Genomic DNA, 24,147 nt, shown 5'->3' on the forward strand with positions numbered 1-24,147 from the left:
ATGAGTCGATTTATTATAAATGTTTTAGACAGTTTTGGTGTAGGAGCAATGAAGGATGTGCCAATTGTCAGGCCAGCAGATAACGGATCAAATACAGCAAAACATATTATAGAAAAAGTTCCTAACATGGCAATCCCTACATTAGAAAAACTTGGATTGATGAATATTCTAGAATTTGAAACAGAAAAACTAAAATTTTCAGCCAAAGCAAATGAAGGAAAAGCGAATTTGACTCACCATGGTGCTGATTCATTTTTAGGTCATCAGGAGATTTCTGGAACGACACCAAAGGAGCCATTAAACCAAGCATTCAATGAAGTGATTGATGAAGTTTTTGAGCATTTAAAAGCGAAAGGCTATCGGGTTCGTTATGTAGGAGAAATCGATGAACCTAAGATTTTAGTCGTGAACGAAGTGGCGACCATTGGCGATAATTTAGAAACGGATTTAGGGCAGGTTTTTAATGTGTCGGCAGCACTGGATGATATATCATTTGAAGAGGTGACTACTTTAGGAAAAGCCGTTCGAGAAGTGGTTAAAGTATCTAGAGTGATTACATTTGGCGGACATGGGATTCATTTAGCTGATTTATTAGCAGCTAGAACAGTGATTGGAACATTTGCTGGAGTAGACGCACCAAAATCAGGTGTTTACAATAATGATTACCATGTCATTCATCTTGGATACGGGATCGATCCCAATGTCCAAATTCCTACGATATTAGATCAAGCAGGGATTCCTGTATTCTTATTTGGAAAAGCCGCTGATATTATTCAAACATCAAGCGAAAAACTTTTTCCAGGTGTAGATACAAAAGAATTATACGACAAACTGATTTCAGAAGTAAAAGCAAATGAAGATGGTTTATTCTTTATCAATATCCAAGAAACGGATTTGGCTGGACATGCCGAAGATGTTGAGCGTTATGCGGATCGTTTAGAAGTCAGTGATAAGAAACTAGCGGAATTGATTCCGCTTTTAAATCAAGGAGATTTATTAGTCGTGATGGCCGACCATGGAAATGATCCGACAATTGGTCATAGCCAACATACACGAGAATTTGTTCCATTATTGGTTTATAGTCCAGGGATTGAAGGAAAAGCGATTGGTGAAAGAGAAACGATGGCGGATGTTGCAGCTACAGCAGCAGAATTTTTTGAGGTTGGCATGCCGCAAAACGGAAAATCGTTTCTTCATAAATTGAACCGTTGATTTTTGAATGAAGCTGAGTGTGTTCTGAATCAGAACTCACTCAGCTTTTTTATACTTTGTGCTAGGATATGGTGAAAACAGAGAGAATCAGCCCAAAAATTCGTTGGACAATAGTACATAAAAAGGAATTGCTTTGTTTTAGATAGCATAATACAATTAAGGTGGTGAATAATCGATAGCCTTTTGCGTATTACTTATATTGTGGAACATTGAGCTTTTGTTTATAAGTCTAATAAAGGTTTTGTTCTATTATTAAGTTATTAAAAATAACATTTTTTGATTCTGTTTACATAAATTACAAATAAAACGATAAATTCGCAGCATTTACAAGAAGTACACATATTCACTATATGTTGCGTTCACTATCATTATCTAATTGAAGCGGATAAAGAGCAATTATTATAGAAAAGAGCAACAGAATTAATAAAGTAGGTGAGCCAATCGTGAAATCAAACAAGCATAAAAATTCCTTATCTGTCGAAGAACCCAATCCAATTTCGTCTTCTATATCTGAGCGTAGCTTACCTTCAGAACTTGTGACTCGTATTGAGTTGTACCCAGAAAACAAACGGCGACCAGTCAATAAAACAGTCTTTAAAAATGATTATTTCCAATTAACTTATAATATGAAGGAAAATGCGCTAAATATAGCCTCTAGAGGGGATCTTGTCTATTCAGCAATCCCATATGATACCGCTAGAAACTATATCCAACGCGCAGCAATTCAATATTTGCTACATCCGGAAGAAGTTCGTCAATATATTGAATCGCATAAAACTAATCTAGAAACCTATCTTAAGCTAAGTATTTTTCAAGTGACCAATAACCGAGTGAACAAGAACTCTTCTAAAGTCGTTCAAGCATATAATGCCATATTTGAAGATCCTCTACTTGAGATTCAGGTTCTGGGACGCTTAATGCAACACGATGAAACTGGGGCGCTTTCGGCTAATCTTGCAGGGAAGTTTTTATATAGTGAGAATATGAAGACAGGAATATCTGGCTATGTTTCAGAATACCTTAATTTTGTTGTTCAGCTAACACAGGCATTACCTATAATGACGGATGGAAAAAATATCCGATTATTAGAATCGGTTATACATGGTAGTGCTATTTCGGATGGACATTTAACGTTTAAATCAGATATTAACCCAGCGCTAGAGCTATTACCTCAGAACGTAAAACAATCAATAGAAAATTCAATTGTTATTGGGAAACGATCTGTACCTACAACGAATAAGTTACTTTTACGATCAGAGTTTGGTCAAGAACTATCTGAGGTCAGGAAAAATTACGTTGCTCATAGTGTTGATCCTAGAGAATTGGAACAATATTTTGAAAATGTTCATCCAACAGAAAATACAAATTTAGTAAATGTTGTTTCTGACGTTCATGCGATAGATGGAAAACTGCCATTCAGAAATAAAAATTTTAATATCATAGTCGGGGATTTGGCAGACTCTTCTATACTAGATGAAAATATCGAAGGGGTCTATGTCATAGGAAATCATGAATTAGTCAACGTATTGCCAAAGAGCCCTGTCAAAGAAAACACGGAATGGGAAAAGTGGCAGCCATTTTTCAAAGATAAGTGGTTTCAAGAACTTATGCGAAATCCAGATGATTCTTGGAGTAAGCTGCCTACAGGAAACCATATCTACTATGAATGTGTAAAAGCCGAACTCGAAAAACGATTTCCTAAAATGAACGTGTTAAATAATAGCAGTATTGTTCATAATGGTATTCGCTATATAGGACTGACCATCCCAGTAGCACTTGTGAAACGAAAAAAAGAACAACAAACGTTTATTCTCAAGGCATTGGAATATATATTAAATAAAGAGTATCACATGCCTACAGTAATTGTTTCACATGCGCCGTTGTTTAATGAACTGAGTATGCTTTCACCTACTAGTCAAGCGTATAAAAGAGCCTATGTTTGCTCAGAACCGAAAATTGAAAAATTATTTGAAGAGTATAACATAATTGGTGCTATTCATGGTCACCATCATATACCGGCATCTTCTGGACGATACAAAATGGTAACATTTGGAGGAAAAGAGTTATTTGTCGTTTGCTCGATTTATTCTAAAATGAACACCGGATTTGAACTCACAAGTTTACTAAATAGTGAGAATTAGATAATAAGATGAATAGTAGTATTAAGCACTTAGCGATGCAGCTAGGTGTTTTTCTTATGAAAAAAGTGAAGTTTTTTAAACTTACTTATTGTAAGTGAATTTTTTGTATGATATAATTAACCATCAATTAAAGGAGGAAACAAAATCAATGCAGTTAAAAAACGCAACAAGCACGAGTCTTTTATTACTCAGAATAACGTTAGGTGTTACTATGGCAATACATGGTATAGCAAAGTTTTCAGATCTCAAAGGAACGACTGATTTCTTTGTTAGCTTAGGTCTACCAAGTTTCATGCCTGTAATTATCGCACTGATCGAAGTTGGCGGAGGTATTTTTATGATTATTGGCCTTCTAGTCCCTTTGGTTTCATTAGGTTTTATTGCTATTCTGGGCTCAGCCATGTTTATGTTAAAATCAGGCAGTGGTTTTATTGGTGGATATGAATTAGAGTTGCTACTCATTATTATGTCGATAGCTTGTGGTTACTCACATTTCAATAAAAAAATTATCCAATTCATTCCACCAGCTTAATTTAAATAAATTGAATATGTTGATAATAAAACAAGCAGTAAATCAGTATCCACTTTGATTTACTGTTTGTTTTTGCATATGTGCTACAGCCCATTTTTTTGTCAATTATGTTTTAAAGCGTTTCATTTAAACTACTTTTTAAGATTTCTAAATAAAACCGTATTCATTTAATTTTTTAAACAAATTCTATTGACATCAAAAGCTATTTGCGTTAATATCAAACAGCATTAGTTACTAATACTATTAGCTATTAATGGTAGAAGTAATTATTTTGAAAAAAGGAGGAGTCATATGTCATTCGCAGAAGAGGCCGAACAAGAACTTATGCGTCTAATGGTTCAAAATCGACATAGCGCATTTAGCAGACTTGAAAAGAGCAATCAAGGTGAAAGTATTGTAATTAAGTTTCTTTATCGTTATGGTGGACCAACAAGTCCCAAACATCTTGCTGAATCACTAAATCTATCCAGCGCACGTATTGCAGTGGTTTTAGGGAGTTTAGAAAAAAAGGGACAAATCGAACGTAAGATGCATCCTGATGATCGTCGTCGTATCCATGTTACGCTAACTGAATGCGGTAAAAAAGCTGCAAAGCTTCAAAAGAAAGAAATGCGTGATAAGATTGTTCAAGTTTTTAAACTAATGGGAGAACCAGACACAAAGCAGTTCATCGAGCTAACGGCAAAATTCGTAGACTACTCCCAAAAAATTTCCCAGAAAGAGGAAGGTGACCAATAGTGAAGATTTTCAAATATCTCGGCAAATACTGGTATGCGGTCATCGCAGTTCTTGTGCTTTTAGTCGTACAGGCAAATAGTGATTTAAGCTTACCAAAATTAACATCGGGTATCGTCGATGTCGGTATCCAACAAGGAGGGCTTGAATATTCCACACCTGAAAAAATCAGGAAAACAACTCTTCAGGGAATTGAAATGTTCATGACAGATGATGAGAAAAAAATAATTGAAGACAATTATAAACAAACAACTGAAAAAATCGATGGGAAAGAAGTTGAAGTTTATAAATTAAATCTTCAGGAAGGCATGACAGAAGCCAAATTGGCAGATATCTTTAATCTGCCAATGATGATGCTTGCTTCTGCTCAATCTAAAGATTCATCTAGTGGTAGTGAAGCCAAAACAATTATTGATGAGTACAAAACGGTTGGAGAAAATGCTGCTAAAGCGAAACAACTTGGCGAAGAAGCAACTAACTTAGGAGAACAAGCGAAAGCAGCAGGTGCTGCGGCAGCTTCAGCGACGGATGTCGCTACAGCAACTGAACAAGGTGAGAAAGCTCAAGAACTAGCTGCACAAGCCCAAGCAAAGGGCGACGAAGCGAAAGCGTTAGCTGAATCAATTAAAACAACAACCGACGCTATGCCTGCAAAAGTCGAAGCTGCTCGTAAAGAGACTAAAAAGGGCTTAGGCGATTTAGGTGCGGATTCCATGAAAACAGTGGGGATTCAATTAACACTAGCTGAATATAAAGCACTAGATATGAATACACAACAAATTCAAACAGATTACATGGTCAAAACAGGGACAAAAATGGTTCTCTTAACCCTTGTTTCCGCTGTAGCTGCAATTATCGTTGGGCTGATTGCCTCATTAGTAGCAGCATCTGTTGGTCGAAACTTGCGTGTGGGACAATATGAACGTACGCTACAATTTTCAAATACTGAAATGGAGAAATTTTCTCCTGCTTCATTGATCACACGTAATACCAATGACATTCAACAAATGCAAATGGGGATCGTGATGATCATGCGTATCGTGTTATACGCACCGATCTTAGGTATTGGCGGGATTTATAATGTTTATCAAACAGGAACAGGCATGGGCTGGATTGTCGGTGTGGCTGTTGCAGCTGTTTTAGTTTTAGTCTTAAGCCTACTTTTAACAACGATGCCTAAGTTTAAAGCCTTACAAAACTTAGTTGATAGAGTAAACTTGGTTTCTCGTGAGATCATTACTGGTTTACCTGTTATCCGTGCATTTTCTCGTGAAAAATTTGAAGAAAAACGTTTTGATGGTGCTAATACTGATTTAATGAAAACTCAATTATTCGTTAACCGTGCAATGTCTATTATGATGCCGGTCATGATGTTATTGATGAATGGTATTTCTGTTCTTATCGTTTGGGTCGGCGGACATAATATGAACAACGGCCAACTACAAGTTGGGGATATGATGGCCTTTATCACATATACAATGCAAATCGTTATGGCCTTTATGATGTTATCAATGGTTTCAATCATTCTACCTCGTGCCAATGTAGCTGCTGGTCGTGTGGAAGAGGTTCTTGAAACAGAACCTACAATCAAAGATCCAGAGCATCCTAAAGATGACCACGACTTCAAAGGTGAAGTGAAATTTGAAGCGGTGGAATTCCGTTATGGAGATGCTGATGAAGATGTGTTACATCACATCAACTTTATTGCTAAGCCTGGTCAAACAACAGCTTTGATTGGTTCAACTGGTTCAGGTAAATCAACAATCGTTAACTTGATTCCACGTTTGTTTGATGTAACGGGCGGACGAATCACAATCGATGGCATCGATATTCGTGAAATGAGCTTACACAAGTTACACGAAATCATTGGATTTGTACCGCAAAAAGGAATCTTATTCTCAGGTGATATTGCTTCAAATATCAAGTTTGGCGATGCAAATATCTCAGATGCACAAATGAAAAAAGCCGCTGAAATTGCACAAGCTGAAGAATTCATTGATTCAAATGAAAAAGGCTATGATCGTGAAATTTCGCAAGGTGGAACGAACGTTTCTGGCGGACAAAAACAACGTCTATCAATTGCCCGTGCCTTAGCGAAAAATCCTAAAATCTTGATCTTTGATGACTCATTCTCAGCACTTGATAATAAAACGGATGTAGCCTTGCGTAAAGCTTTATCTGAAAATATCAAAGGGGCTACACAAATCATCGTCGCACAAAAAATCTCTACGATCCTGCATGCCGATAATATTATCGTATTGAACGAAGGTCGCGTTGTAGATCATGGAACACATGATGAGTTAATGAAATCATCCACTGTCTATCAAGAAATTGCCCAATCACAATTGAGCAATGCTGAATTAGGCATAGAAGAAGCTGAGTAGGGAGGAGCGAATAATAATGGCAGAACAAAAACAAAATCGCCCTCGTGGCGGACGCGGACCTGGACATGGCGCTCCAGTGGAAAAAGCCAAAGATTTTAAAGGAACACTCAAAAAATTAATCTCCTATATTGGTGCTTATAAAATACCCGTTTTCTTTGTAATGATCTTTGCAATTGCTTCAACCGTGTTTAATATTTGGGGTCCAAAAATTTTATCACAAGCAATCACAGAATTATTCAATGGTTTAATCAAAAAATATCAAGGAACTGGCGGCATTGATTTTAACAAAATCGGTGGGATCTTGCTATTTATGCTAGGACTTTACTTAGTTGCATCTGCTTTTGGGATCATACAAGGTTGGATCATGTCAACAATTTCACAAAAAATCACGTATCGTATGCGTAAAGAAATTTCAGAAAAAATCAATCGCATGCCGATGAACTATTTTGAAAGCCGTACAACTGGTGAAGTATTATCACGTATTACCAATGACGTAGATACATTAGGTCAATCTCTAAACCAATCAATCACTCAGTTGATTACATCTGTTTTCACAATCATTGGTGTTATCATAATGATGCTATCGATTTCTGTGCAAATGACAGGTATTGCGATTTTGATCGTACCAATTTCAATGATTTTGATTTTGATTGTTGTAAAAAATTCGCAAAAATACTTTAAAACACAACAAGAATATCTTGGTGTAATCAATGGTAAAGTAGAAGAAACAATCGGTGGCTATAACATTGTGCGCCTATTCAACGATGAAGAAAATTCACTTAAAGAATTTAAAACACAAAATGATGTCTTATTCAAATCAGCTTGGAAATCACAATTTCTTTCTGGTTTGATGCAACCAATCATGAACTTTGTCGGAAATTTAGGGTACGTTGCAGTAGCGATTTTTGGTGGGATTTTAGCTTATAATGGTACGATTACAGTCGGAGATATTCAAGCGTTCATCCAATACGTTCGTAACTTGACGCAACCTATAGCTCAATTGGCTCAAGTATCGAATTTACTTCAATCAATGGCAGCAGCAGCAGAACGTGTCTTTGAATTCCTTGAAGAAGACGAAGAAGCTCAAACCGTTCCAAATCCAGTTAAAATCGATAAAGCTAAAGGAATGGTCGACTTTGAACATGTTCGTTTTGGTTATACACCAGACAAAATCATTATCAATGATTTCAGTTCTCATGTTGATCCAGGGCAAACTGTAGCAATCGTTGGTCCTACTGGTGCAGGTAAAACAACAATGGTTAAACTATTGATGCGTTTTTACGATGTAACATCTGGTGCAATTAAAATCGACGGTCATAATATCAAAGACTTTAACCGCGCAGACTTACGTAAAAATATCGGGATGGTTTTACAAGATACTTGGTTATTTAAAGGAACCATCATGGAAAATCTTCGTTATGGACGTCTAGATGCGACGGATGAAGAGGTTTACGCAGCAGCAAAAGCGGCTCATGTTAATCATTTTATCCAAACATTGCCTGGTGGCTACAATATGGAATTAAATGAGGAGTCTTCAAATATTTCCCAAGGGCAAAAACAACTATTAACGATTGCTCGTGCAATCTTGGCAGATAAACCAATATTGATTCTTGATGAAGCGACGTCATCTGTTGATACAAGAACAGAAGGGTTGATCCAAGGAGCTATGAATAACTTAATGTCTGGTCGTACATCATTTGTTATTGCGCACCGTTTATCAACGATCAAAGATGCGGATAAGATTCTGTATATGCAAGATGGTGACATCAAAGAACAAGGAACACATGAAGAATTACTTGCGCAAGGTGGCTATTATGCGTCACTTTATAACTCACAATTTGAAGAGTTAGACGAGTAAAAAAGTTTAGAAAGAAGAGGATGGGACAGAAGTGTTTAACTCCGAGAATTAAGAAGGAGTTGCTTCTGCGCCCACCGTTTATTCGGATTCCTTGAGGCTGAGATGTAACTCATAGAGTTATGTTCCAGCTTTTTTTTTATCTAGACACAAATTAGTGTTATAAAATCGTGGACGTAAAGTTAAGAAAAACTAAAGAGTCTTAAAACAACTTGAAAAAATTTTTTTTCAAGGGTATTATTGTGAAAATTAAATAGATAAATAACCTTGTTAGGTGAGGCTCCTATACAAACATAGGCTATTGCGCAGAAACGTCGAAAGACGCCAATGTGTAAAACAGGAATTGTCGAATTAAGGCTTTTCATAAAATAGCTAAGAATGTTTCTTTACGTTGTATAGTGCTAAAACTCAGACGATGAGATTGATTGAAAGTCAAACGTCTTAGGAAAAAAATGTTTGGCTTTTTTCTTTTGGTGTATAAAAAACTATTTTGTGTACCGACTGTAGGTCGTCTTAATACCTGTTTGTGTTATTTTTGGAACGTGGTTAGATGGTGGACGAGATGACTGCTAGATGAGCCACTCCCATCAATTAGGAATTATAATCATTTAGCGTTTTTTTAGTTGAATGACATCCCTGTGAGAAGGGCTTATAAAATGCCTTTAAAGTAACTGCTTTACTGAATATATGAATGAAGGGATCTATCGCATGTATACGTTAAAAGAAAAGAAATTTACCCCAGCCATTTTAAGTGTCGTATTTTTTTCATTACTAACCTTTTTAGTTGTAAAAAAAGTCCCATGGTTTATTCAATTAGATTCTGCGATTTATCGCTTTAGTTGGAAACCTAATGAATTGTTAACTAATATTGTGGAGTTAATTGCCAAAAGTGCTACGATCGTACCGATTTTTATTGTGTGCCTTATAGTTTCATTTATACTTTGGCGAAATAAACATAAAGTATTGGCGGTTTGGCTGATCAGCAATGTTTTAGTAGTCAGTGTTTTTGGGTTTATTTTGAAGCAGCTTGTTGCGAGACAGCGACCAAATGTGGAGCAGTTAGCTGAACGAACTTCATATAGTTTTCCTAGTGGTCATTCGCTTTTAGCCATGTGTTTAGCTTGTTCGATGATTTTGATTATACAAACTGTTTATTTAAAGAAAACGTCTTTAAAAAATACTTTAATTGGTTATGTTCTTTTGATTGGCTTGAGTCGAATTTACTTACGAGTTCATTTTCCGAGTGATGTGATTGCAGGTTTTCTTTTAAGTTATGCTTGGGTAAATATTTCTTTTGCCTTCTTACAAAGAGTGTATCTTAATAGGGAATTTTCGACCTCTAATGCTAAAAAAAGGTTCATCCAGAGAACTATTTTAGGTGCCCTATCATTGCTTTTATTGCTCGTTGCTGGAGCTTCCGTTTATGGTGCTACGGTATATCAAAAAGTCCAAAAAACTGCTGATAAAATGTATCAACCACTAAATCGAAAAACAAAACCAGCAGAGTTAGGAAATAGTGAGCCGGTTAGTTTCTTACTTTTAGGCATCGCAAATGATTCTAAGCGTAAAACAGATTTTCGTGCAAATACAATCATGGTTGTGACCGTCAATAATCAACTAAAGAAAACGACGATCACCAGTATTCCTAGAGATGCTTATGTCGAAATTGTTGGAAAAGATGGTGTATATGACAAAATCAATCATGCCCATTCATTTGGTGGTGACGAGATGATGATCAATACAGTTGAGCATTACTTAGATATCCCAATCAATCATTATTTTGTGATCAATATGGATGGATTAGCTGCTTTAAGTGATGCAGTTGGCGGCGTTACGGTCAACAATGATTTTGAGTTTGATGCAGAAGGAATTCATTATCCAAAAGGTGAACAGCATCTAGGGGGTTGGGAAACATTACAGTATGCGAGAATGCGCTATGAAGACCCTTTAGGCGATTATGGCAGACAAAAAAGACAACGAGAAGTAACGATTCAACTTACTAAAGAATTAACTTCGATGAAAAGTGTGTTTCGCTATCAAGAGTTACTGAATGTCATAGGTGAAAATGGTCAAACGGATATGACACTAGATCAAATGACGCTCTTGATGAAAAATTATCAGAAAGCCTTAGAGAACATTGAAAGTTATCAAATGCAAGGTGAAGGATTTACTGGAGATGGTTTTACTGGAGAAGAAGGGATTTCATATCAGAGTATTTCCGATGAGGAGAAACAAAAAATCATGACTGAATTAAAGAAACAATTGAATATAGTAGAGCAGTAAAGAAACCAGCTCATTTTTTTCAACTTCCAATTGTCAGATGTCTTTTTCTTTTGGTATAATCTGATTTATAGAAGTGGAGGAATGTTAGTATGATAAAAGTAGCAATCATCGGATACGGAAACCTTGGACGCGGGGTTGAACGTTCGATAAAACAAAATAAAGATATGGAATTAGTGGGGGTTTTTACAAGAAGAGCTCCTAAAACCGTGGAAACAGAAGGTGCTGAAACATTTACGATGGACCAGCTGAAACGGAAAAAAGGCGAAATTGATGTCTGTATTCTTTGTGGTGGGTCAGCGACAGATTTACCTACACAAACACCAGAATGGGCTCATTTATTCAACACGATCGATAGTTTTGATACGCACGCTAAAATCCCGGAACATTTTGCTAAAGTAGATCAAGTAGCCAAAGAAAATCAAACAACATCAATTATTTCAACGGGATGGGATCCAGGGTTGTTTAGTTTGAATCGCTTGTATGCTCAAAGTATTTTGCCAGTTGGGCAGACGAATACCTTTTGGGGTAAAGGGGTCAGTCAAGGGCACTCTGATGCACTAAGAAGAATCGACGGCGTGATAGATGCCGTTCAATATACAATTCCAAATAATGATGTTATTGAAAAGCTTAAAGCAGGGGAACAATTGGATTTGACTACTCGGGATAAACATTTTAGAGAATGTTTTGTCGTACTTGAAGATGAATCGAGAGCAGGAAAAATTCGTGAAGAAATCATTGCAATGCCGAATTACTTTGTGGATTATGATACGGAGGTTCATTTCATTTCTCAGTCTGAATTGGATCAAAACCATAAAGCGATGCCCCATGGTGGGACTGTCCTGCATACAGGAACAACACACGAAAATACCAAACAAGTCATTGAATATAATTTACAGCTGGAAAGTAATCCTGAATTTACTGCAAGTGTTTTAGTTGCTTATGCAAGAGCGTGTGTTCGTTTGGCTAAGGAAAAACAATTTGGGGCATATACTGTTTTAGATATTGCACCTAAATATTTGTCTACTCGAACAGATGAGGAATTGAGAAAAGAGTTATTGTAAAAAAACTGAATTAAAACAAAAAGAGAATGTTGATTGCAGCATTCTCTTTTTATTGTTGAACAACTGATCAAAATAATCCTTCGACTTAACAATAATGACTAGAGTTTTGAGGAATTTAGAGGAGCTGAGAATGTATTGTGATTGTATGAGGCTTAAAAAAAGTTTATTGAAAGATTTTATAGATGATTTAAAGAAGGCGGTCATTTTTGTGTTTTGTAAAAACGAATATGATCTATTTTTTTTAATCAACTAACTTATGATTAACTTGTGAAATTACTTTCAATAAAAGATAAGGTGGTAGAAAATGAAAAGGATAGTAAAAAACTTAAGACTCAAAAAAGGAATAGCAATAGTCGTATTGCTTAGCAGTTTGATTGGTGCAAGTTTATATTTTGGAGTAACTGGGTACGCAGCACTACCAACTGGAAAAAAAAGTGAAGATGAGTGCCTACACAATGAATGGTGATTTTAAAGGGAATTTTAGAGGAACGCCTGAAGTTGGCAATTGGGAATATGCTGTTTTAGGGACTAGTAGTGATGGCGTTTATTTAGATCACAAAGGGTTCAATATCTATACAATCAGATCTGCCAATCCCTATACAAGCGGTTATGATTATTGGAACTTTTCTTCTAGAGGCTATATTTATTTGGATGCTAAAAGTAATGCACAACGATTTGTAATTGTTGACAAAGGCGATGGCTACTATAAAATTTTTCATAACGGTGTTCCAATCAACACTTATTTCTGGGGTGGAGGCATACTGAATTATATCAGTGTTGGTGAAGCGAGCGGTTATGATGAAACAAAGTGGAAATTTCATTGAAAAAATCTCTCCATCACATTAATGAAGAGATAGAGGAGTCTTGCTTGTGATTGAGTTTATGTTTTTTTAATGTTAATAACAGACGCCGCTAAAATGGTAAAGACACGTTCTAAATCTTCTTGGGTACCTCGGAGTTCATAGTCAGCTAAAAAAGGAAAATCAAATTTCTGAGCATATTGTTTAGCTGTTAAACAATATTGATGGTTAAAGTTTTTATTCCCACTACCAACAACACCTAAACAATAACGAAAATTCCCATGATACTCCAGGTATTCCCTCATTGTTTCCGTAAGAATCTCTGTATCGCCATTGTCGACTCCATTTCCTCCGTCTAAATAGGTCGGAACAAAAGTGAAAAAAGGAGTAGTCTCGTCATCAAGAGTTGAGTTTTCCTGAATTTCTTTCGCTTCTATTTGGGTGTTATGTTCTGTAGCAGCATATGAAACAAGGCGTTTTACAAATGAACGTGTATTACCAGATATGGATATATAAAGGATTTTCAATGTTGGAACCTCCTAAAATTGTTAAGACATACAAATTATTGTTCACTTTATCGCAAACTAACTATTCTAACTATAGTAAATGATCGATAAATTTACAACTTATTTTATCAATTGTATTCAGAGTAAAGACAACTTCAAGAAGATGCATTCAATTATATTATTTGTCATTCATGTATTCTTTACATATAATATTCCTATACAAAAAAGAAAAGAGGAGCCAATATGTCATATAAAGTAGATTTTAAAAATGTCTCAACAATTGGTTTTGAAACATCTCCCGTAGCAGATGCATTAGCTGGATTACGTGCGAATGAAGCCCGTTATTATTGGAATAAATACAAACATGAATTTGTGACTGACCCTGCAAGTGAAGATCCTGACACTTTGGCTTGGATCGAAAAAGTTTTAGCGGAACGAGAAATGACATTTCCATATAAACCCTTAGAAGTTTCAAGTTTTGAAGTAGATGGTATCAAGATGGCCTATGTTTTTTATGAGAATGGTCTGGCTGTCAATGTAATGTATACGCTTGAAGAAGGTGGCAAACGAGCTGTCGGTTTTAAGCTGTCGGATGGGATGGATGTTCCAGCAGAATTTGATGGTAAGTTTAAATTCGCTCGACAAAAATCAAAACTAGCAGGCACGATTAGAGGTTCCTTCTTTGTTATTAAAGGTGAGTACTAAGCTGAGTACATGCTAGGAATAAGCTTCTTACTGAGAAAAAGTATACTGTTTACTTTATCAAGAAAGCATGAGATTTTAGATAAATAATAAAAAGTGATTAGGGTAATATTTTTAAATATCCCAGATCACTTTTTTATATTTAAAGATCATCATTTATAGTAATTGTTTCATAAAGCCAGTTATTCAATTTCATTTCAGCTTTTGCGTCTCCAAGATTTGGTGCTTTGTCTACTAACATTCTTCCTTTTTCTAAACGATCTAAGGCAGTCTTGGTATCATGTTTAACAAAATAATAATAAGCTGCTTCTATTCGTTTATTTCCCATTAGAGGCTGTATTAAGCTCGCTGTTACCTTTTTATCCGACCATAGTTCAAGGAGTCTGAGATCTTTGGGGTTAGTGATTGCTAAAGAGAAGATCAATTCTTTTTTTACTTCTGTTTGATACAACTCGATCAAGTCATCTAATCGACTCCAGAGTGATTCCATTAGATCATGTAAGCCAGTCCAATCGAAGGATTCCGCCAGTCGAGCGATTTGTAAAAATTGTTGATAATCGTTGAAATAGGATTGTTTAGAACCTGTTGGCACTGACTCAAAATATCGCTCAGGAAGTTCTAGGTAAGTCAAGCCTTGATTCAATTGATAGTTTACTTCAAATTGTATATACAATAAGCGTTGTTGTTCTTCGCTAGAAGAGGCAATTTTTACACTCATCCCGTCATTAAAACCCATAGGAATGGCATTCGTGAAAGCTATAAAAATTCCTGTAAGGACAAAAGTATCAGCTATTAATGAATGAGGAACAAATAAGATTCCAACGACAATGCTAGCTACTATATTTGCGAAAATTCCTCCTAATAAATACATCCGAAATGGAAATTTTCCTTTTTGATACGGCGGAGGCGCCATCAAACATTGTCCTAGAGTTCCAGGTACTTTTAGGCGACGAAATTGGATTGATCCGTTTTGTTGCCAGACCCACATAAATGAAAAAATCCGATAACTCACCATTTTATATCCAGTTAATTGCCCAAAAAAACCATGCCCAGCTTCATGGATGGCAATATGGAGAATGAATGTAATAACTAGCGCAAAGAAAAAGCCCACGATATCAAGCCCAGATAATGTATGATCTGCTAAAAGATAACCAGCAACATAACCGATGACTCCTCCAACTACTAGCATTGCCAAAATAGAACCCACTTTTTTTAGTTTCATATTACTCCTCCTTTTTATAGTTCTATTCTACCTTAAAAGTAAAGGTAAAACGAAGCAAGTTAAAGGATTAGCTGATTCAGTGAAAAAATCACTCAAATTAGATGGTATTGGCAAAGAAGCTGTTTAATCCCTTTACTTTTAAAGAGTAGCATGTTACGATTCTGTTGTTGTTTATAATGACAACCACTAAAAATTAAATAGAACCCATCGCAAAGGGGAGCTCCGGCTGAGAATGAGTAACCACTCTAAACCCTTCGAACCTGTTCGTTAGTACGAGCGTAGGAATTGTGATGGAGTAAATAGAAACTTTTACTCCTCCTTTGTGAATTGGTTGTTCTACAAGGAGGAGTATTTTTATGCAAAGAAAAGTAACATTACAAGTTTGGATCGAAGGAACGATCGTGGCTGCGATCGCGATGGTCTTGTCTTTTATTCCAACAAATATTGGCAGCAGTTTTTCAATATCTTTAGGTATGATTCCAATCACTCTTTTCGCTTTACGCAGAGGGGCTAAAGCTGGATTCTTTTCTGCTTTTATTTGGGGCTTGCTACATTTTCCTACAGCTCAAGTCTATTATTTGATGCCTGTTCAAGTGATCATCGAGTATATCTTGGCTTTTGGATTTGCAGGATTTGCAGGAGTTTATAGTAATAAATTGCAGCAAGCGATTCGAAATGGAGAATTTGGAAAGAGTAGCCGAATTATTGTGTATGCTTCATTTTTTGGCACACTTATGCGCTATTTCTGGCACTTTATCGCAGGGGTGATTTTCTGGGGAAGCTTTGCGTTATGGGGAATGAATCCATGGTTATTTTCATTTGTCATGAATGGATTGAGCGGTTTGGCTACAGCGATCGCAACGTCAATTGTTTTATTGCTATTACTTAAAATCAATTCTAGTCTGTTTCTTCCCACAACTCTGACACAGGTTGGTCAAGATAATAATAAAATGCAATAAAAATAGTCATAAAATGATAATCGCTTAATAATCTGAGCTAAAACTGATAAAGTTTTGGCTCTTTTTTAGTATGGCTAATTAAAAAAATAATTGAAACCTAACAGCAGTTTTTTTACACTATTAGGGTGAAGAGGTGAGGAAATGGGGAAGTTTACTTATTCAGAACTTTTATTAATCAAGAAAGCAATTAAAGGAGATATACATTCATTTGAGAAAATCTTGCGTAAAAACTATGAGTATATATATAAAATGGCCTATATATACGTTGGTAACAAAGAAGATGCTTTAGATATTATGCAAGAAGCAACAATTCAATCGATAAAATCTATCCATACTTTAAAAGAGCCTAACTACTTTTTAACATGGTTTTGTACAATCATGGCCAGACAGGCAAGTAAAGTAATCAATCAAAAGATTCAAATCCGTGAATTACAAAATAATCCAGAATTTGAAGAACCAATTGATCCATCAAAAAACGAAAATCAAGCAATTGATGTGTTGAAAGCAATTATGAGTTTAGAAGATAAATACCGTTTGATTTTACAATTATTCTATTATCAAGATTATACAGTGAAAGAAATCAGTGAAGTATTAACAATGCCAGAAGGGACTGTCAAAACGAATTTGAAGCGAGGACGTGAAGCACTTAAGAAAACATTAGGGGAGGATTACTATGTCTGATAACGAGAAAAAAATTTTACAAAAAGCCATGAACCAAATCGAAGTACCAGAAGAAGAATCATTAGCAGCACTAACAACTGAGAAGAATCAAAGCAAAGTTAGATATCTCACGTCTAGATATAGATGGGGAGAAATCATTTTATCCAGCTTGGTGATCTTTTGTTTACTTTTCCTTGGTAGCTTAATGTGGCCAAGACATCAAGAAATCAATAAACCAAGTTCTGTTGATTCAACTACAACCGAACCAACAAAAAAAGTTTCAGTAAATTTTTTACAATCAACGAAATATTGGAAAGTTCAAAATGAAGAGAACTTTTATCAGTTTAATAAAGATGAAGTCCGTATGATCATAAAATATTTTACGCTTATCGAGCCTAAATATACCCTTGAAGGGAATCAATTAACCATTTTTACTGGTGTATTTAATGATAAAGATGAATTAGTCGAAGACGTTCAATCTTATCTGGTGAAAATGGAAGGAGTAAATTTGATTTTAGAACCTAAATCATCTGAGCTTAAGCGTATTGTCCTAGAACCTCATAACGAAGAGATTTTTCCATATACAGAAGAAACAATCAAGAAACTGAAACCCGCAACCAATCCAGATTTGACAGCTTATTCGTCATGGAAATCAGTCGTCAAGGGAAACAATGGATCAAATAGCACTGTTACATTTGACGGATTTTTGAGAAAAGAGAAAATCGATGGCGAGGATAGATGGTTGACAATGACGTATGAAGTGAATGGAAATCATATTTTAGTAAATTATGGAGGTTATACAGTTGGCGAGGATATGTATTGGGATGGAGAGAATATTATTTTATGGACAGTGTCTAACTCACTGCCAAAATCGGAAGATCAAAAAGAGCATAAAGAAGAATCTGTCACAGTAATGAAACCAAATAAATAAACACTTAAAACTGTTTTTTTTAAGGCGTTGAAAGGATGAATAAGATGATAAATAAAAAAATGCTATCTTTGTTCAGTATTATTATAGTAATACTAGGATGTGTTGTATTTGGTTATTTTGCCTATGAATTGATTAGAGCAACACAAGAAGTACAAGCCGAGGATTCAGATGGAGCTAAAGCAAATAAAATTTCTGATAAGCCAACAGAACGATTAGATGGTGTTAAAAATAATAAAAAGATACCTGAATTTAAAGGCAATGATTTAGTGAGACCAATCGATATAACACATAATGATGCTGTGACGAAAGAAGATTTGATGAAATATAATTGGGTACTATTAGAGCAAGGAATGAGTGAAGTCGATGAGCAAGAATCAGAAGTACAGCTAGTGCATAGTTTTACAGAGAAGAAAAGAATCATTACAACATTTGATAAACGAACAGGTAAAGTATTAAATGAAATAAACCGTGAAACAGGAGAAGAATTAGAGCCAAGCGATAATCCTTATTTAGTAGGTTATACGATGACAGCTAATGAATTTTGTGAACAAATTAAGCTACATGGGAAAATATTGAACACAACGTCAAAAATATACTGGGATGGTAATAAGATTATCTTTAGTCCGTTTGACGAATTTGATCATAAAGAAGAGCGAGAAACTGTTTTTCAGCCAGTAGAATTCGTGCAAGAAAATTAGTAGAAAAAAATAAATTGTTGAAACCTAATTTGTTTTTTTACACACTATTACAGTGAAGTACCAAATCGTTACTTCAACTATTAAACAGAGAGGAGAAAATCTACAACTGGGTTATTTTGTTAGACTAGCCAATCAAAAAGCTGGTATTAGGTAGTGGATTGGTGGTCAGTGAAGTAAGCGAAAGTTCTTAACGATTGACAACGTATCAAAAAGAATACTCAGTTACAGCGTGGAAAAGGTGTTTTAGTGTGAAGAGAAAAAGGAATACTTGTTGGTTGAACCAATCACTTAAAAAGTGATTGGTTTTTTCAGTGTTGATCAATCTCAAATACTAAATCAATTACTTGTTTGAAAAGCGCACGTCAAGTAAAATCAATTTAGAGCATAACCATATAAAGAAAGGATGTAGCCATATGATTTATATAATGAAAGCTACTATCGATTCAATACGATTGAAAAAAGGATAGGCTGTTCTGATTTTGGACAAACGCTTCAAAATTAGGAGAGATTATTATGACTTAAATTAAATAATAATGAATCAATCGAGGAGTGTTTTTTATGTCTAAAAATTTAGCTTCACTTAAGCCTATTAAATGGAAACGAAACTTTTATCTATTTTTGACAGGGCAATTTTTATCTGGAATCACAAGTATGGCAGTACAATATTCCATTATTTGGTATTTAACAAAAACAACAGGTTCAGCCACTATTTTGAGTTTTGCGATGTTATTGGGAATGTTACCAATGGTGTTATTAAGCCCATTTGCAGGGCCGTTGATTGATCGTTGGAATAAAAAAATACTGCTGATTGTGTCTGATGTTATTGTGGCAATCTTTGCTCTAGTTCTATCAATTGTTGGAACGATTTCAGCCGATTTTCCGCTTTGGCTAGTGTTTGTCTCGCTATTCGTTCGTTCAGTTGCTCAAACATTTCAAATGCCAACAATACAGTCAATATTACCTACGATGGTACCAGAAGACGAGCTGACCAAGGTCAATGGCCAATTTAGCATGGTTCAATCGGCAAACTTTATCATTGCTCCGGCTTTAGGGGCAGTTTTGTACTCAGTGATTCCAATGAATTTTCTAATTTTGTTAGATGTTCTTGGTGCGGTCTTGGGTGTTGGGCTGTTGATTTTAGTCACAATTCCAAAAATCACCTCCGAAGGTGAGCAAATTCATCTTTTAGCGGATACTAAATTTGGTTTTAAGAAATTATTTGAAAATAAAGGCCTTTGGTATATTACGATTGTTGGGGCAATCTTCATGCTATTGTTTATGCCAGCAGCGAGTTTGTATCCTTTGATGACGATGAATTACTTTAATGGAACTGTTGGTCAAGCTGGATTAGTAGAAGTAGTTTACTCAGTAGGAATGTTGGCTGGAGGAGCAGTGATCGGGATTTTCGGGAAATGGAAAAATCGTATGAATTTGATCTTTTTTGCTTATGCGGTGATTGGTGTGACGATCGGGTTGAGTGGTTTCTTGCCAGCAACAAACAAAGGGTTCCTCTATTTTGTTCTCTTGAATTCGATTGCAGGATTTGCAACTCCTTATTTCAACACATTACTGATGGCGATGATCCAACAAAGCTATGAACCCAATGTACTAGGACGGGTATTGGGTGTTCTGAATTCTTTGTTGAGCGTTACTGGACCTGTAGGCTTGCTTTTTGCAGGACCATTAGCAGATAAAATTGGTGTGGAAAAGATGTTTGTGATTGCAGGAGTTGGCGCGATTGTCTGTGGAGCAATCAACTTTATGATTCCAGTTGCAAGAAATTATGATAAAGAATTGCAGAAAAAATTAGCGGAAGATAAAGAGCAGGAGTTAGGCTTAGAAAGTCCGAAGACTAAAGAATTTTAGGAGAATGATCATTATAAATGGGCTCGAGAAGGTTTTATTTTGTCTGTTCATTCGATTCGTTATAATTGATTCTATGTATAGAGAAGCAATTATATGCTAGCACAAACATAGTAGAAAAAAATATGATTAAAAAGTATATGTCATGTAAATGATTTTGCATTCTTTTTCAAATAAAAGCCATCGGCTAAATTAACCGATGGCTTTTTTTATAATGAACTTTAATTTACATCTTCATCCAAGTTGGTTCCAAAGAATTACCATCTGGATCTTGAACTTCAAGTCCAAACATCATATCTTCAGGGATCCCCATATCAACTTTGTAATAATCGCCACCATTTGCTTTTGCAGTCTCAGCGAATTTCTTCACCGCGTCAGCACTCTCCAAACTAAAGGCTACTAAAACACCACTAGTAGATTTCGCATCCGCAATTTTTTTGTCTTTGATAAATTTACTGTAGAAATCATGATTCAATAACATAATCCAAAAATTATCATCCCAAACCATAGAACTTGTGTCTTCGTTTGAAAATTCTTGATTCTTTTTAAAGCCTAGTTTTTCATAAAACTCTGTAGAACGTTTTACATCAGTGACTGGAAAATTTACAAATACCATTGTTGACATAAAAATCCAACCTTCTCTCTTTATTTTGTATATTACGCTTAAAGCTTCTCATGTGGCTATCTTTTTGTCAAAAATAAAGAATTAAATTAAAATTGTTATTTATACGGGAGATAGTAGGCTCCTTTTCTCGATAAAATTTAATTTATATGTAGTTAAATCGCAAAAATAGTTGACTTTTTGTTCATAAAATAGAATGATAGGAGAGGGAATAAAAATGAATAAAAAATAGGAGAAAAAGAATGAAGATTTGTCAGTCATGTCATCATGAAAATGATGAAAAAGCAGTGTTTTGCGAAAATTGCGGGGAGAAATTCGAAAATAGTAAGAATCAAGAAGTTATATCACAAGAAAGTATGCAAAAAGCTGAAAAAATCCAGTCTAATACCGTCAAACCGCCAATGAACAAAAAGCAAAAAATTATACTAAGTATAGCAGCAGTCATTTTATGTTTAGTATTTGTACTCTATTTTTCTGCGAGAAATTATTATAGCGAAGAGAATCAGCTTAAACGAATGATAGAAGTAGTTAAAAATAAAGATATAAATCAGATGGAAAAATTGACGGTTTCAGTCGATCCAAATTATAATGTAACAAAAGAAGAATTAAAAAAGTATTTTGATTATTATGAACGGAATGAACATAAAGAAGCATTTTCCAAGCTTATCACTCAGTTAGGCAACATCAACAACCAAACGGGGACATTGACCGCTATAAAAAAAGGGAAGAAATTTCTGATGTTTGATGATTATCAGTGGGCGTTAAGACCAAGTTATATCACCATTATAGCGAATCAAAAAGAGATGAAACTTTTTTTGAATGATCAAGAAAAGGAAACAACGGACAAAAATCAGTTTCAAACTGTCTGGGGACCTTTAACACCAGCTGAATATACTGTAAAAGGGGAGTTAGCTGGTGAAAAAAGTGAAACTACGATCGATTTAATTGAATCTCAACATTCAGGTACGGATCAAATGAGTGAAGTCAGCTTAGATTTTCGTAAAATTTCATTTAAGTTGATGTCGAATTTTTCAGATGCTGAAGTTTTTATTGATGATAAAAAAGTTGGTCAATTATCGAATGGAGAATATGAAATAAAGGATAAAATCTGGCATCAAGGAATGACGGTTCAATTAAAAAAGGTATTAGAGGATAAAAATGTCCTAGAGACAAAGAAACAAACAATCGATGATTCTTCCTTTGAAGCAAGTAGGTACGACCCAGAATCGTATTCTTCAAGCCTTGAGCTAGATTTTTCTGGTATTCAAAGGAAATCAGATGTGGAATTCTTTTTAACTGGTTTTTACTCAGATGTTTCTAGCTATACTGGAACTTATTCAACCTATGATGAAACAACAAAACAAAAGTTTTCAAACTACTTTAAGGATGGTCAAAATAATGTTGAGTATCAAGATTTTGATACGTTCATTCAGTCTGTCCGAGATAGTAAAATCAAAAGTTCAGTTAATGGTTCTCCAACAGTGGAGTCAATCAAAGTGAGTGGAAAAAATACTTACAATGTTCGTTACCTAATCAAGTACAAAACAATTTACAAAGATTATAAACAAAAAGATGTTACACAAATTTTCCGTTATCAAAAGGCAACACTTCTTTATAATACAGAAGAAAAGAAATTCACTATTCAAAGCTTAGGTGGCAAAGAAAATTTTGAAGTAGTGGATAATGGTGGAATTGAGTAAGAAGTCTATTGAAACTTTTTGCACGTTTAATTCTCTATCTTCAAGCTATTGCCTAACCTTTTAAGGAGGAAGTACCATCAATAATAAAAAGATGATTATCAGTGCAGTTCTTGTTTTACTTGCGATTTTCGGCATCAGTTTAGCGGTAATTTTGTTGTTTAGCCAAAAAGAAACAGTAAATCAAAAAGGTGTGACAAAAACCAGTATAGAGACGACAGGTACTGAAGTAAGCTCAACAAACGAAAATGGAGAAAATCAAGTAAGAAGTCAAGAAAAAGCAATCAATGAAATGATGGCAACAATGAGCATTGAAGAAAAAGTCGGGCAATTATTTTTAGCACGTGTGCCAGTTGAGGCACAACTAGAAAATATTCAAGATTATCACTTAGGAGGTTACCTTTTATTTGGTCGTGACGTAGAAGCAGAAACACCAGATTCATTGAAGAAAAAGATAGAAACGTATCAATCTGTAAGCAAACTTCCATTATTCATTGCTTCAGATGAGGAAGGCGGTACGGTATCCCGCTTGAGCAGAGGAACAGGTTTAGTACCAGAGACATTTAAATCACCACAAGAAGTGTATCAAGAATCAGGTTTTGCAGGGATTCGTTCAGACATTCAAAAGAAAGCAGACATTCTACATTCTTATGGGATTCAAAGTGGGCTATTTCCCGATGCAGATGTCGCAACAGATCCGCAGGCCTTTATCTATGATCGAACGTTAGGACTTGATGCACAAAAAACAAGTGAATTCGTGAAGATCAGTGTGGAAGAATTAAAAAAACAAAAGATTACTTCAACGCTGAAACATTTTCCAGGCTATGGGAATAATCGTGATTCTCATGTTGAAATCGTTTATGATACTCGTAGTTTAGATGAGTTAAGGAGCAATGATTTTTTACCCTTTAAAGCAGGGATTGAGGCTGGCGCTGATAGTGTGCTTGTTTCACATAATATCATTACGAGTATTGATGATTCAATGCCGGCTTCGATATCTCGACCAGTTCATGATATTTTACGAAATGAATTAGGGTTTCAAAATGTGATTATGACAGATGATATGGATATGGCAGGACTGGCGGATTTTATTTCTCAAGAAGAGGCAGGGCTGGCCGCTTTAAAAGCAGGAAATGATTTAATCTTATCTTCTTCGTTCCAAGAACAAATTCCATACGTGCTAAAAGGAATCGCGCAAGGAGAGTACACAGAAGAGGCATTGAATCAATCGGTTTACCGAGTATTGAAAATGAAAAATGATGTAGGGTTAATAAATTGGTAGAG

At 35.3% G+C, this 24,147-nt stretch carries 21 protein-coding genes and 2 riboswitches; of the genes, 18 read left to right on the plus strand and 3 right to left on the minus strand.

The features are described from left to right. The 10 genes from AC4BB5_RS07565 (at window position 1) to AC4BB5_RS07610 (ending at window position 13,027) form a co-directional block, all read left to right on the plus strand. A complete protein-coding gene (locus AC4BB5_RS07565) occupies window positions 1-1,212 on the plus strand; it encodes a phosphopentomutase (RefSeq protein ID WP_490458737.1) in 1,212 nt (403 codons plus the stop codon). Window positions 1,213-1,655: 443 nt separating this feature from the next. Next, window positions 1,656-3,353, plus strand: a complete 1,698-nt coding sequence (locus tag AC4BB5_RS07570; protein WP_490458738.1) for a metallophosphoesterase — start codon at window positions 1,656-1,658, stop codon at window positions 3,351-3,353. A 148-nt stretch (window positions 3,354-3,501) separates the two neighbouring features. Beyond that, entirely contained in the window at window positions 3,502-3,885 is a 384-nt protein-coding gene (locus AC4BB5_RS07575; RefSeq protein WP_490458739.1) for a DoxX family protein, read from the plus strand. Between the two features lie 291 nt (window positions 3,886-4,176). Further along, complete coding sequence (locus AC4BB5_RS07580) at window positions 4,177-4,623, plus strand: MarR family winged helix-turn-helix transcriptional regulator (protein ID WP_490458740.1); 447 nt, start codon at window positions 4,177-4,179, stop codon at window positions 4,621-4,623. Continuing rightward, window positions 4,623-7,004 (plus strand): ABC transporter ATP-binding protein, encoded by a 2,382-nt coding sequence (locus AC4BB5_RS07585; protein ID WP_490458741.1) that lies wholly within the window; start codon window positions 4,623-4,625, stop codon window positions 7,002-7,004. The genes AC4BB5_RS07580 and AC4BB5_RS07585 overlap by 1 nt, the downstream gene beginning before the upstream one ends. 16 nt (window positions 7,005-7,020) lie before the next feature. Beyond that, complete coding sequence (locus AC4BB5_RS07590) at window positions 7,021-8,862, plus strand: ABC transporter ATP-binding protein (RefSeq protein WP_490458742.1); 1,842 nt, start codon at window positions 7,021-7,023, stop codon at window positions 8,860-8,862. Between the two features lie 256 nt (window positions 8,863-9,118). Next, window positions 9,119-9,286: riboswitch (M-box (ykoK) riboswitch) on the plus strand. Between the two features lie 281 nt (window positions 9,287-9,567). After that, complete coding sequence (locus AC4BB5_RS07595) at window positions 9,568-11,142, plus strand: phosphatase PAP2/LCP family protein (protein WP_490458743.1); 1,575 nt, start codon at window positions 9,568-9,570, stop codon at window positions 11,140-11,142. 89 nt (window positions 11,143-11,231) lie between these two features. Continuing rightward, window positions 11,232-12,203, plus strand: a complete 972-nt coding sequence (locus tag AC4BB5_RS07600) for a diaminopimelate dehydrogenase (RefSeq protein ID WP_490458744.1) — start codon at window positions 11,232-11,234, stop codon at window positions 12,201-12,203. A 304-nt stretch (window positions 12,204-12,507) separates the two neighbouring features. Then, window positions 12,508-12,669 carry a hypothetical protein gene (locus AC4BB5_RS07605; protein WP_490458745.1) on the plus strand — a complete coding sequence of 54 codons (162 nt, stop codon included), beginning with the start codon at window positions 12,508-12,510 and terminating at the stop codon, window positions 12,667-12,669. Continuing rightward, window positions 12,659-13,027 carry a hypothetical protein gene (locus AC4BB5_RS07610; protein WP_490458746.1) on the plus strand — a complete coding sequence of 123 codons (369 nt, stop codon included), beginning with the start codon at window positions 12,659-12,661 and terminating at the stop codon, window positions 13,025-13,027. The genes AC4BB5_RS07605 and AC4BB5_RS07610 overlap by 11 nt, the downstream gene beginning before the upstream one ends. 56 nt (window positions 13,028-13,083) lie before the next feature. Here the strand turns inward: AC4BB5_RS07610 and nrdI are convergent, their stop codons facing one another. Further along, window positions 13,084-13,530: a class Ib ribonucleoside-diphosphate reductase assembly flavoprotein NrdI gene (gene nrdI / locus AC4BB5_RS07615; protein WP_490458747.1), complete on the minus strand. Its 447-nt coding sequence runs from the start codon at window positions 13,528-13,530 to the stop codon at window positions 13,084-13,086. Window positions 13,531-13,752: 222 nt separating this feature from the next. Between nrdI and AC4BB5_RS07620 the strand changes: the two genes are divergently transcribed. Next, window positions 13,753-14,214, plus strand: a complete 462-nt coding sequence (locus tag AC4BB5_RS07620) for a DUF8821 family protein (RefSeq protein WP_490458748.1) — start codon at window positions 13,753-13,755, stop codon at window positions 14,212-14,214. A 139-nt stretch (window positions 14,215-14,353) separates the two neighbouring features. Here the strand turns inward: AC4BB5_RS07620 and AC4BB5_RS07625 are convergent, their stop codons facing one another. After that, window positions 14,354-15,433, minus strand: a complete 1,080-nt coding sequence (locus tag AC4BB5_RS07625) for a hypothetical protein (RefSeq protein ID WP_490458749.1) — start codon at window positions 15,431-15,433, stop codon at window positions 14,354-14,356. 203 nt (window positions 15,434-15,636) lie between these two features. Continuing rightward, window positions 15,637-15,735, plus strand: a riboswitch (TPP riboswitch). Between the two features lie 54 nt (window positions 15,736-15,789). Between AC4BB5_RS07625 and thiT the strand changes: the two genes are divergently transcribed. The 5 genes from thiT (at window position 15,790) to AC4BB5_RS07650 (ending at window position 20,547) form a co-directional block, all read left to right on the plus strand. Beyond that, window positions 15,790-16,392 (plus strand): energy-coupled thiamine transporter ThiT, encoded by a 603-nt coding sequence (thiT, locus tag AC4BB5_RS07630; RefSeq protein WP_490458750.1) that lies wholly within the window; start codon window positions 15,790-15,792, stop codon window positions 16,390-16,392. A gap of 141 nt (window positions 16,393-16,533) precedes the next feature. Further along, the gene (locus AC4BB5_RS07635) at window positions 16,534-17,073 is read left to right on the plus strand and encodes a sigma-70 family RNA polymerase sigma factor (RefSeq protein WP_490458751.1); all 540 of its coding nucleotides are present in this window, start codon (window positions 16,534-16,536) and stop codon (window positions 17,071-17,073) included. Next, entirely contained in the window at window positions 17,066-17,983 is a 918-nt protein-coding gene (locus AC4BB5_RS07640) for a hypothetical protein (protein WP_490458752.1), read from the plus strand. The genes AC4BB5_RS07635 and AC4BB5_RS07640 overlap by 8 nt, the downstream gene beginning before the upstream one ends. Before the next feature lie 44 nt (window positions 17,984-18,027). Continuing rightward, complete coding sequence (locus tag AC4BB5_RS07645) at window positions 18,028-18,681, plus strand: hypothetical protein (RefSeq protein ID WP_490458753.1); 654 nt, start codon at window positions 18,028-18,030, stop codon at window positions 18,679-18,681. Between the two features lie 558 nt (window positions 18,682-19,239). After that, complete coding sequence (locus AC4BB5_RS07650; RefSeq protein WP_490458754.1) at window positions 19,240-20,547, plus strand: MFS transporter; 1,308 nt, start codon at window positions 19,240-19,242, stop codon at window positions 20,545-20,547. A gap of 223 nt (window positions 20,548-20,770) precedes the next feature. Here AC4BB5_RS07650 and AC4BB5_RS07655 read toward each other — a convergent pair whose 3' ends face one another. Then, a complete protein-coding gene (locus tag AC4BB5_RS07655; RefSeq protein WP_490458755.1) occupies window positions 20,771-21,169 on the minus strand; it encodes a VOC family protein in 399 nt (132 codons plus the stop codon). A gap of 239 nt (window positions 21,170-21,408) precedes the next feature. Between AC4BB5_RS07655 and AC4BB5_RS07660 the strand changes: the two genes are divergently transcribed. Both AC4BB5_RS07660 and AC4BB5_RS07665 read left to right on the plus strand, forming a co-directional pair. Next, window positions 21,409-22,866, plus strand: coding sequence for a zinc ribbon domain-containing protein (locus AC4BB5_RS07660; RefSeq protein ID WP_490458756.1), 1,458 nt, complete (start codon window positions 21,409-21,411; stop codon window positions 22,864-22,866). Between the two features lie 91 nt (window positions 22,867-22,957). Then, the gene (locus tag AC4BB5_RS07665; RefSeq protein ID WP_490458757.1) at window positions 22,958-24,145 is read left to right on the plus strand and encodes a glycoside hydrolase family 3 protein; all 1,188 of its coding nucleotides are present in this window, start codon (window positions 22,958-22,960) and stop codon (window positions 24,143-24,145) included. The last annotated feature ends 2 nt before the right edge of the window (window positions 24,146-24,147 follow it).

The organism is Enterococcus sp. AMC1252 (assembly GCF_058216515.1).

Excerpts from the sequence above, each read along its gene's own strand:
- AC4BB5_RS07565 (WP_490458737.1), top strand. The coding sequence starts at position 1 with ATGAGTCGATTTATTATAAATGTTTTAGACAGTTTTGGTGTAGGAGCA.
- AC4BB5_RS07575 (WP_490458739.1), top strand. The coding sequence starts at position 3,502 with ATGCAGTTAAAAAACGCAACAAGCACGAGTCTTTTATTACTCAGAATA.
- AC4BB5_RS07580 (WP_490458740.1), top strand. The coding sequence starts at position 4,177 with ATGTCATTCGCAGAAGAGGCCGAACAAGAACTTATGCGTCTAATGGTT.
- AC4BB5_RS07590 (WP_490458742.1), top strand. The coding sequence starts at position 7,021 with ATGGCAGAACAAAAACAAAATCGCCCTCGTGGCGGACGCGGACCTGGA.
- AC4BB5_RS07595 (WP_490458743.1), top strand. The coding sequence starts at position 9,568 with ATGTATACGTTAAAAGAAAAGAAATTTACCCCAGCCATTTTAAGTGTC.
- AC4BB5_RS07600 (WP_490458744.1), top strand. The coding sequence starts at position 11,232 with ATGATAAAAGTAGCAATCATCGGATACGGAAACCTTGGACGCGGGGTT.
- AC4BB5_RS07605 (WP_490458745.1), top strand. The coding sequence starts at position 12,508 with ATGAAAAGGATAGTAAAAAACTTAAGACTCAAAAAAGGAATAGCAATA.
- AC4BB5_RS07610 (WP_490458746.1), top strand. The coding sequence starts at position 12,659 with ATGAATGGTGATTTTAAAGGGAATTTTAGAGGAACGCCTGAAGTTGGC.
- AC4BB5_RS07620 (WP_490458748.1), top strand. The coding sequence starts at position 13,753 with ATGTCATATAAAGTAGATTTTAAAAATGTCTCAACAATTGGTTTTGAA.
- AC4BB5_RS07625 (WP_490458749.1), bottom strand. The coding sequence starts at position 15,433 with ATGAAACTAAAAAAAGTGGGTTCTATTTTGGCAATGCTAGTAGTTGGA.
- thiT (WP_490458750.1), top strand. The coding sequence starts at position 15,790 with ATGCAAAGAAAAGTAACATTACAAGTTTGGATCGAAGGAACGATCGTG.
- AC4BB5_RS07635 (WP_490458751.1), top strand. The coding sequence starts at position 16,534 with ATGGGGAAGTTTACTTATTCAGAACTTTTATTAATCAAGAAAGCAATT.
- AC4BB5_RS07640 (WP_490458752.1), top strand. The coding sequence starts at position 17,066 with ATGTCTGATAACGAGAAAAAAATTTTACAAAAAGCCATGAACCAAATC.
- AC4BB5_RS07645 (WP_490458753.1), top strand. The coding sequence starts at position 18,028 with ATGATAAATAAAAAAATGCTATCTTTGTTCAGTATTATTATAGTAATA.
- AC4BB5_RS07650 (WP_490458754.1), top strand. The coding sequence starts at position 19,240 with ATGTCTAAAAATTTAGCTTCACTTAAGCCTATTAAATGGAAACGAAAC.
- AC4BB5_RS07655 (WP_490458755.1), bottom strand. The coding sequence starts at position 21,169 with ATGTCAACAATGGTATTTGTAAATTTTCCAGTCACTGATGTAAAACGT.
- AC4BB5_RS07660 (WP_490458756.1), top strand. The coding sequence starts at position 21,409 with ATGAAGATTTGTCAGTCATGTCATCATGAAAATGATGAAAAAGCAGTG.
- AC4BB5_RS07665 (WP_490458757.1), top strand. The coding sequence starts at position 22,958 with ATGATTATCAGTGCAGTTCTTGTTTTACTTGCGATTTTCGGCATCAGT.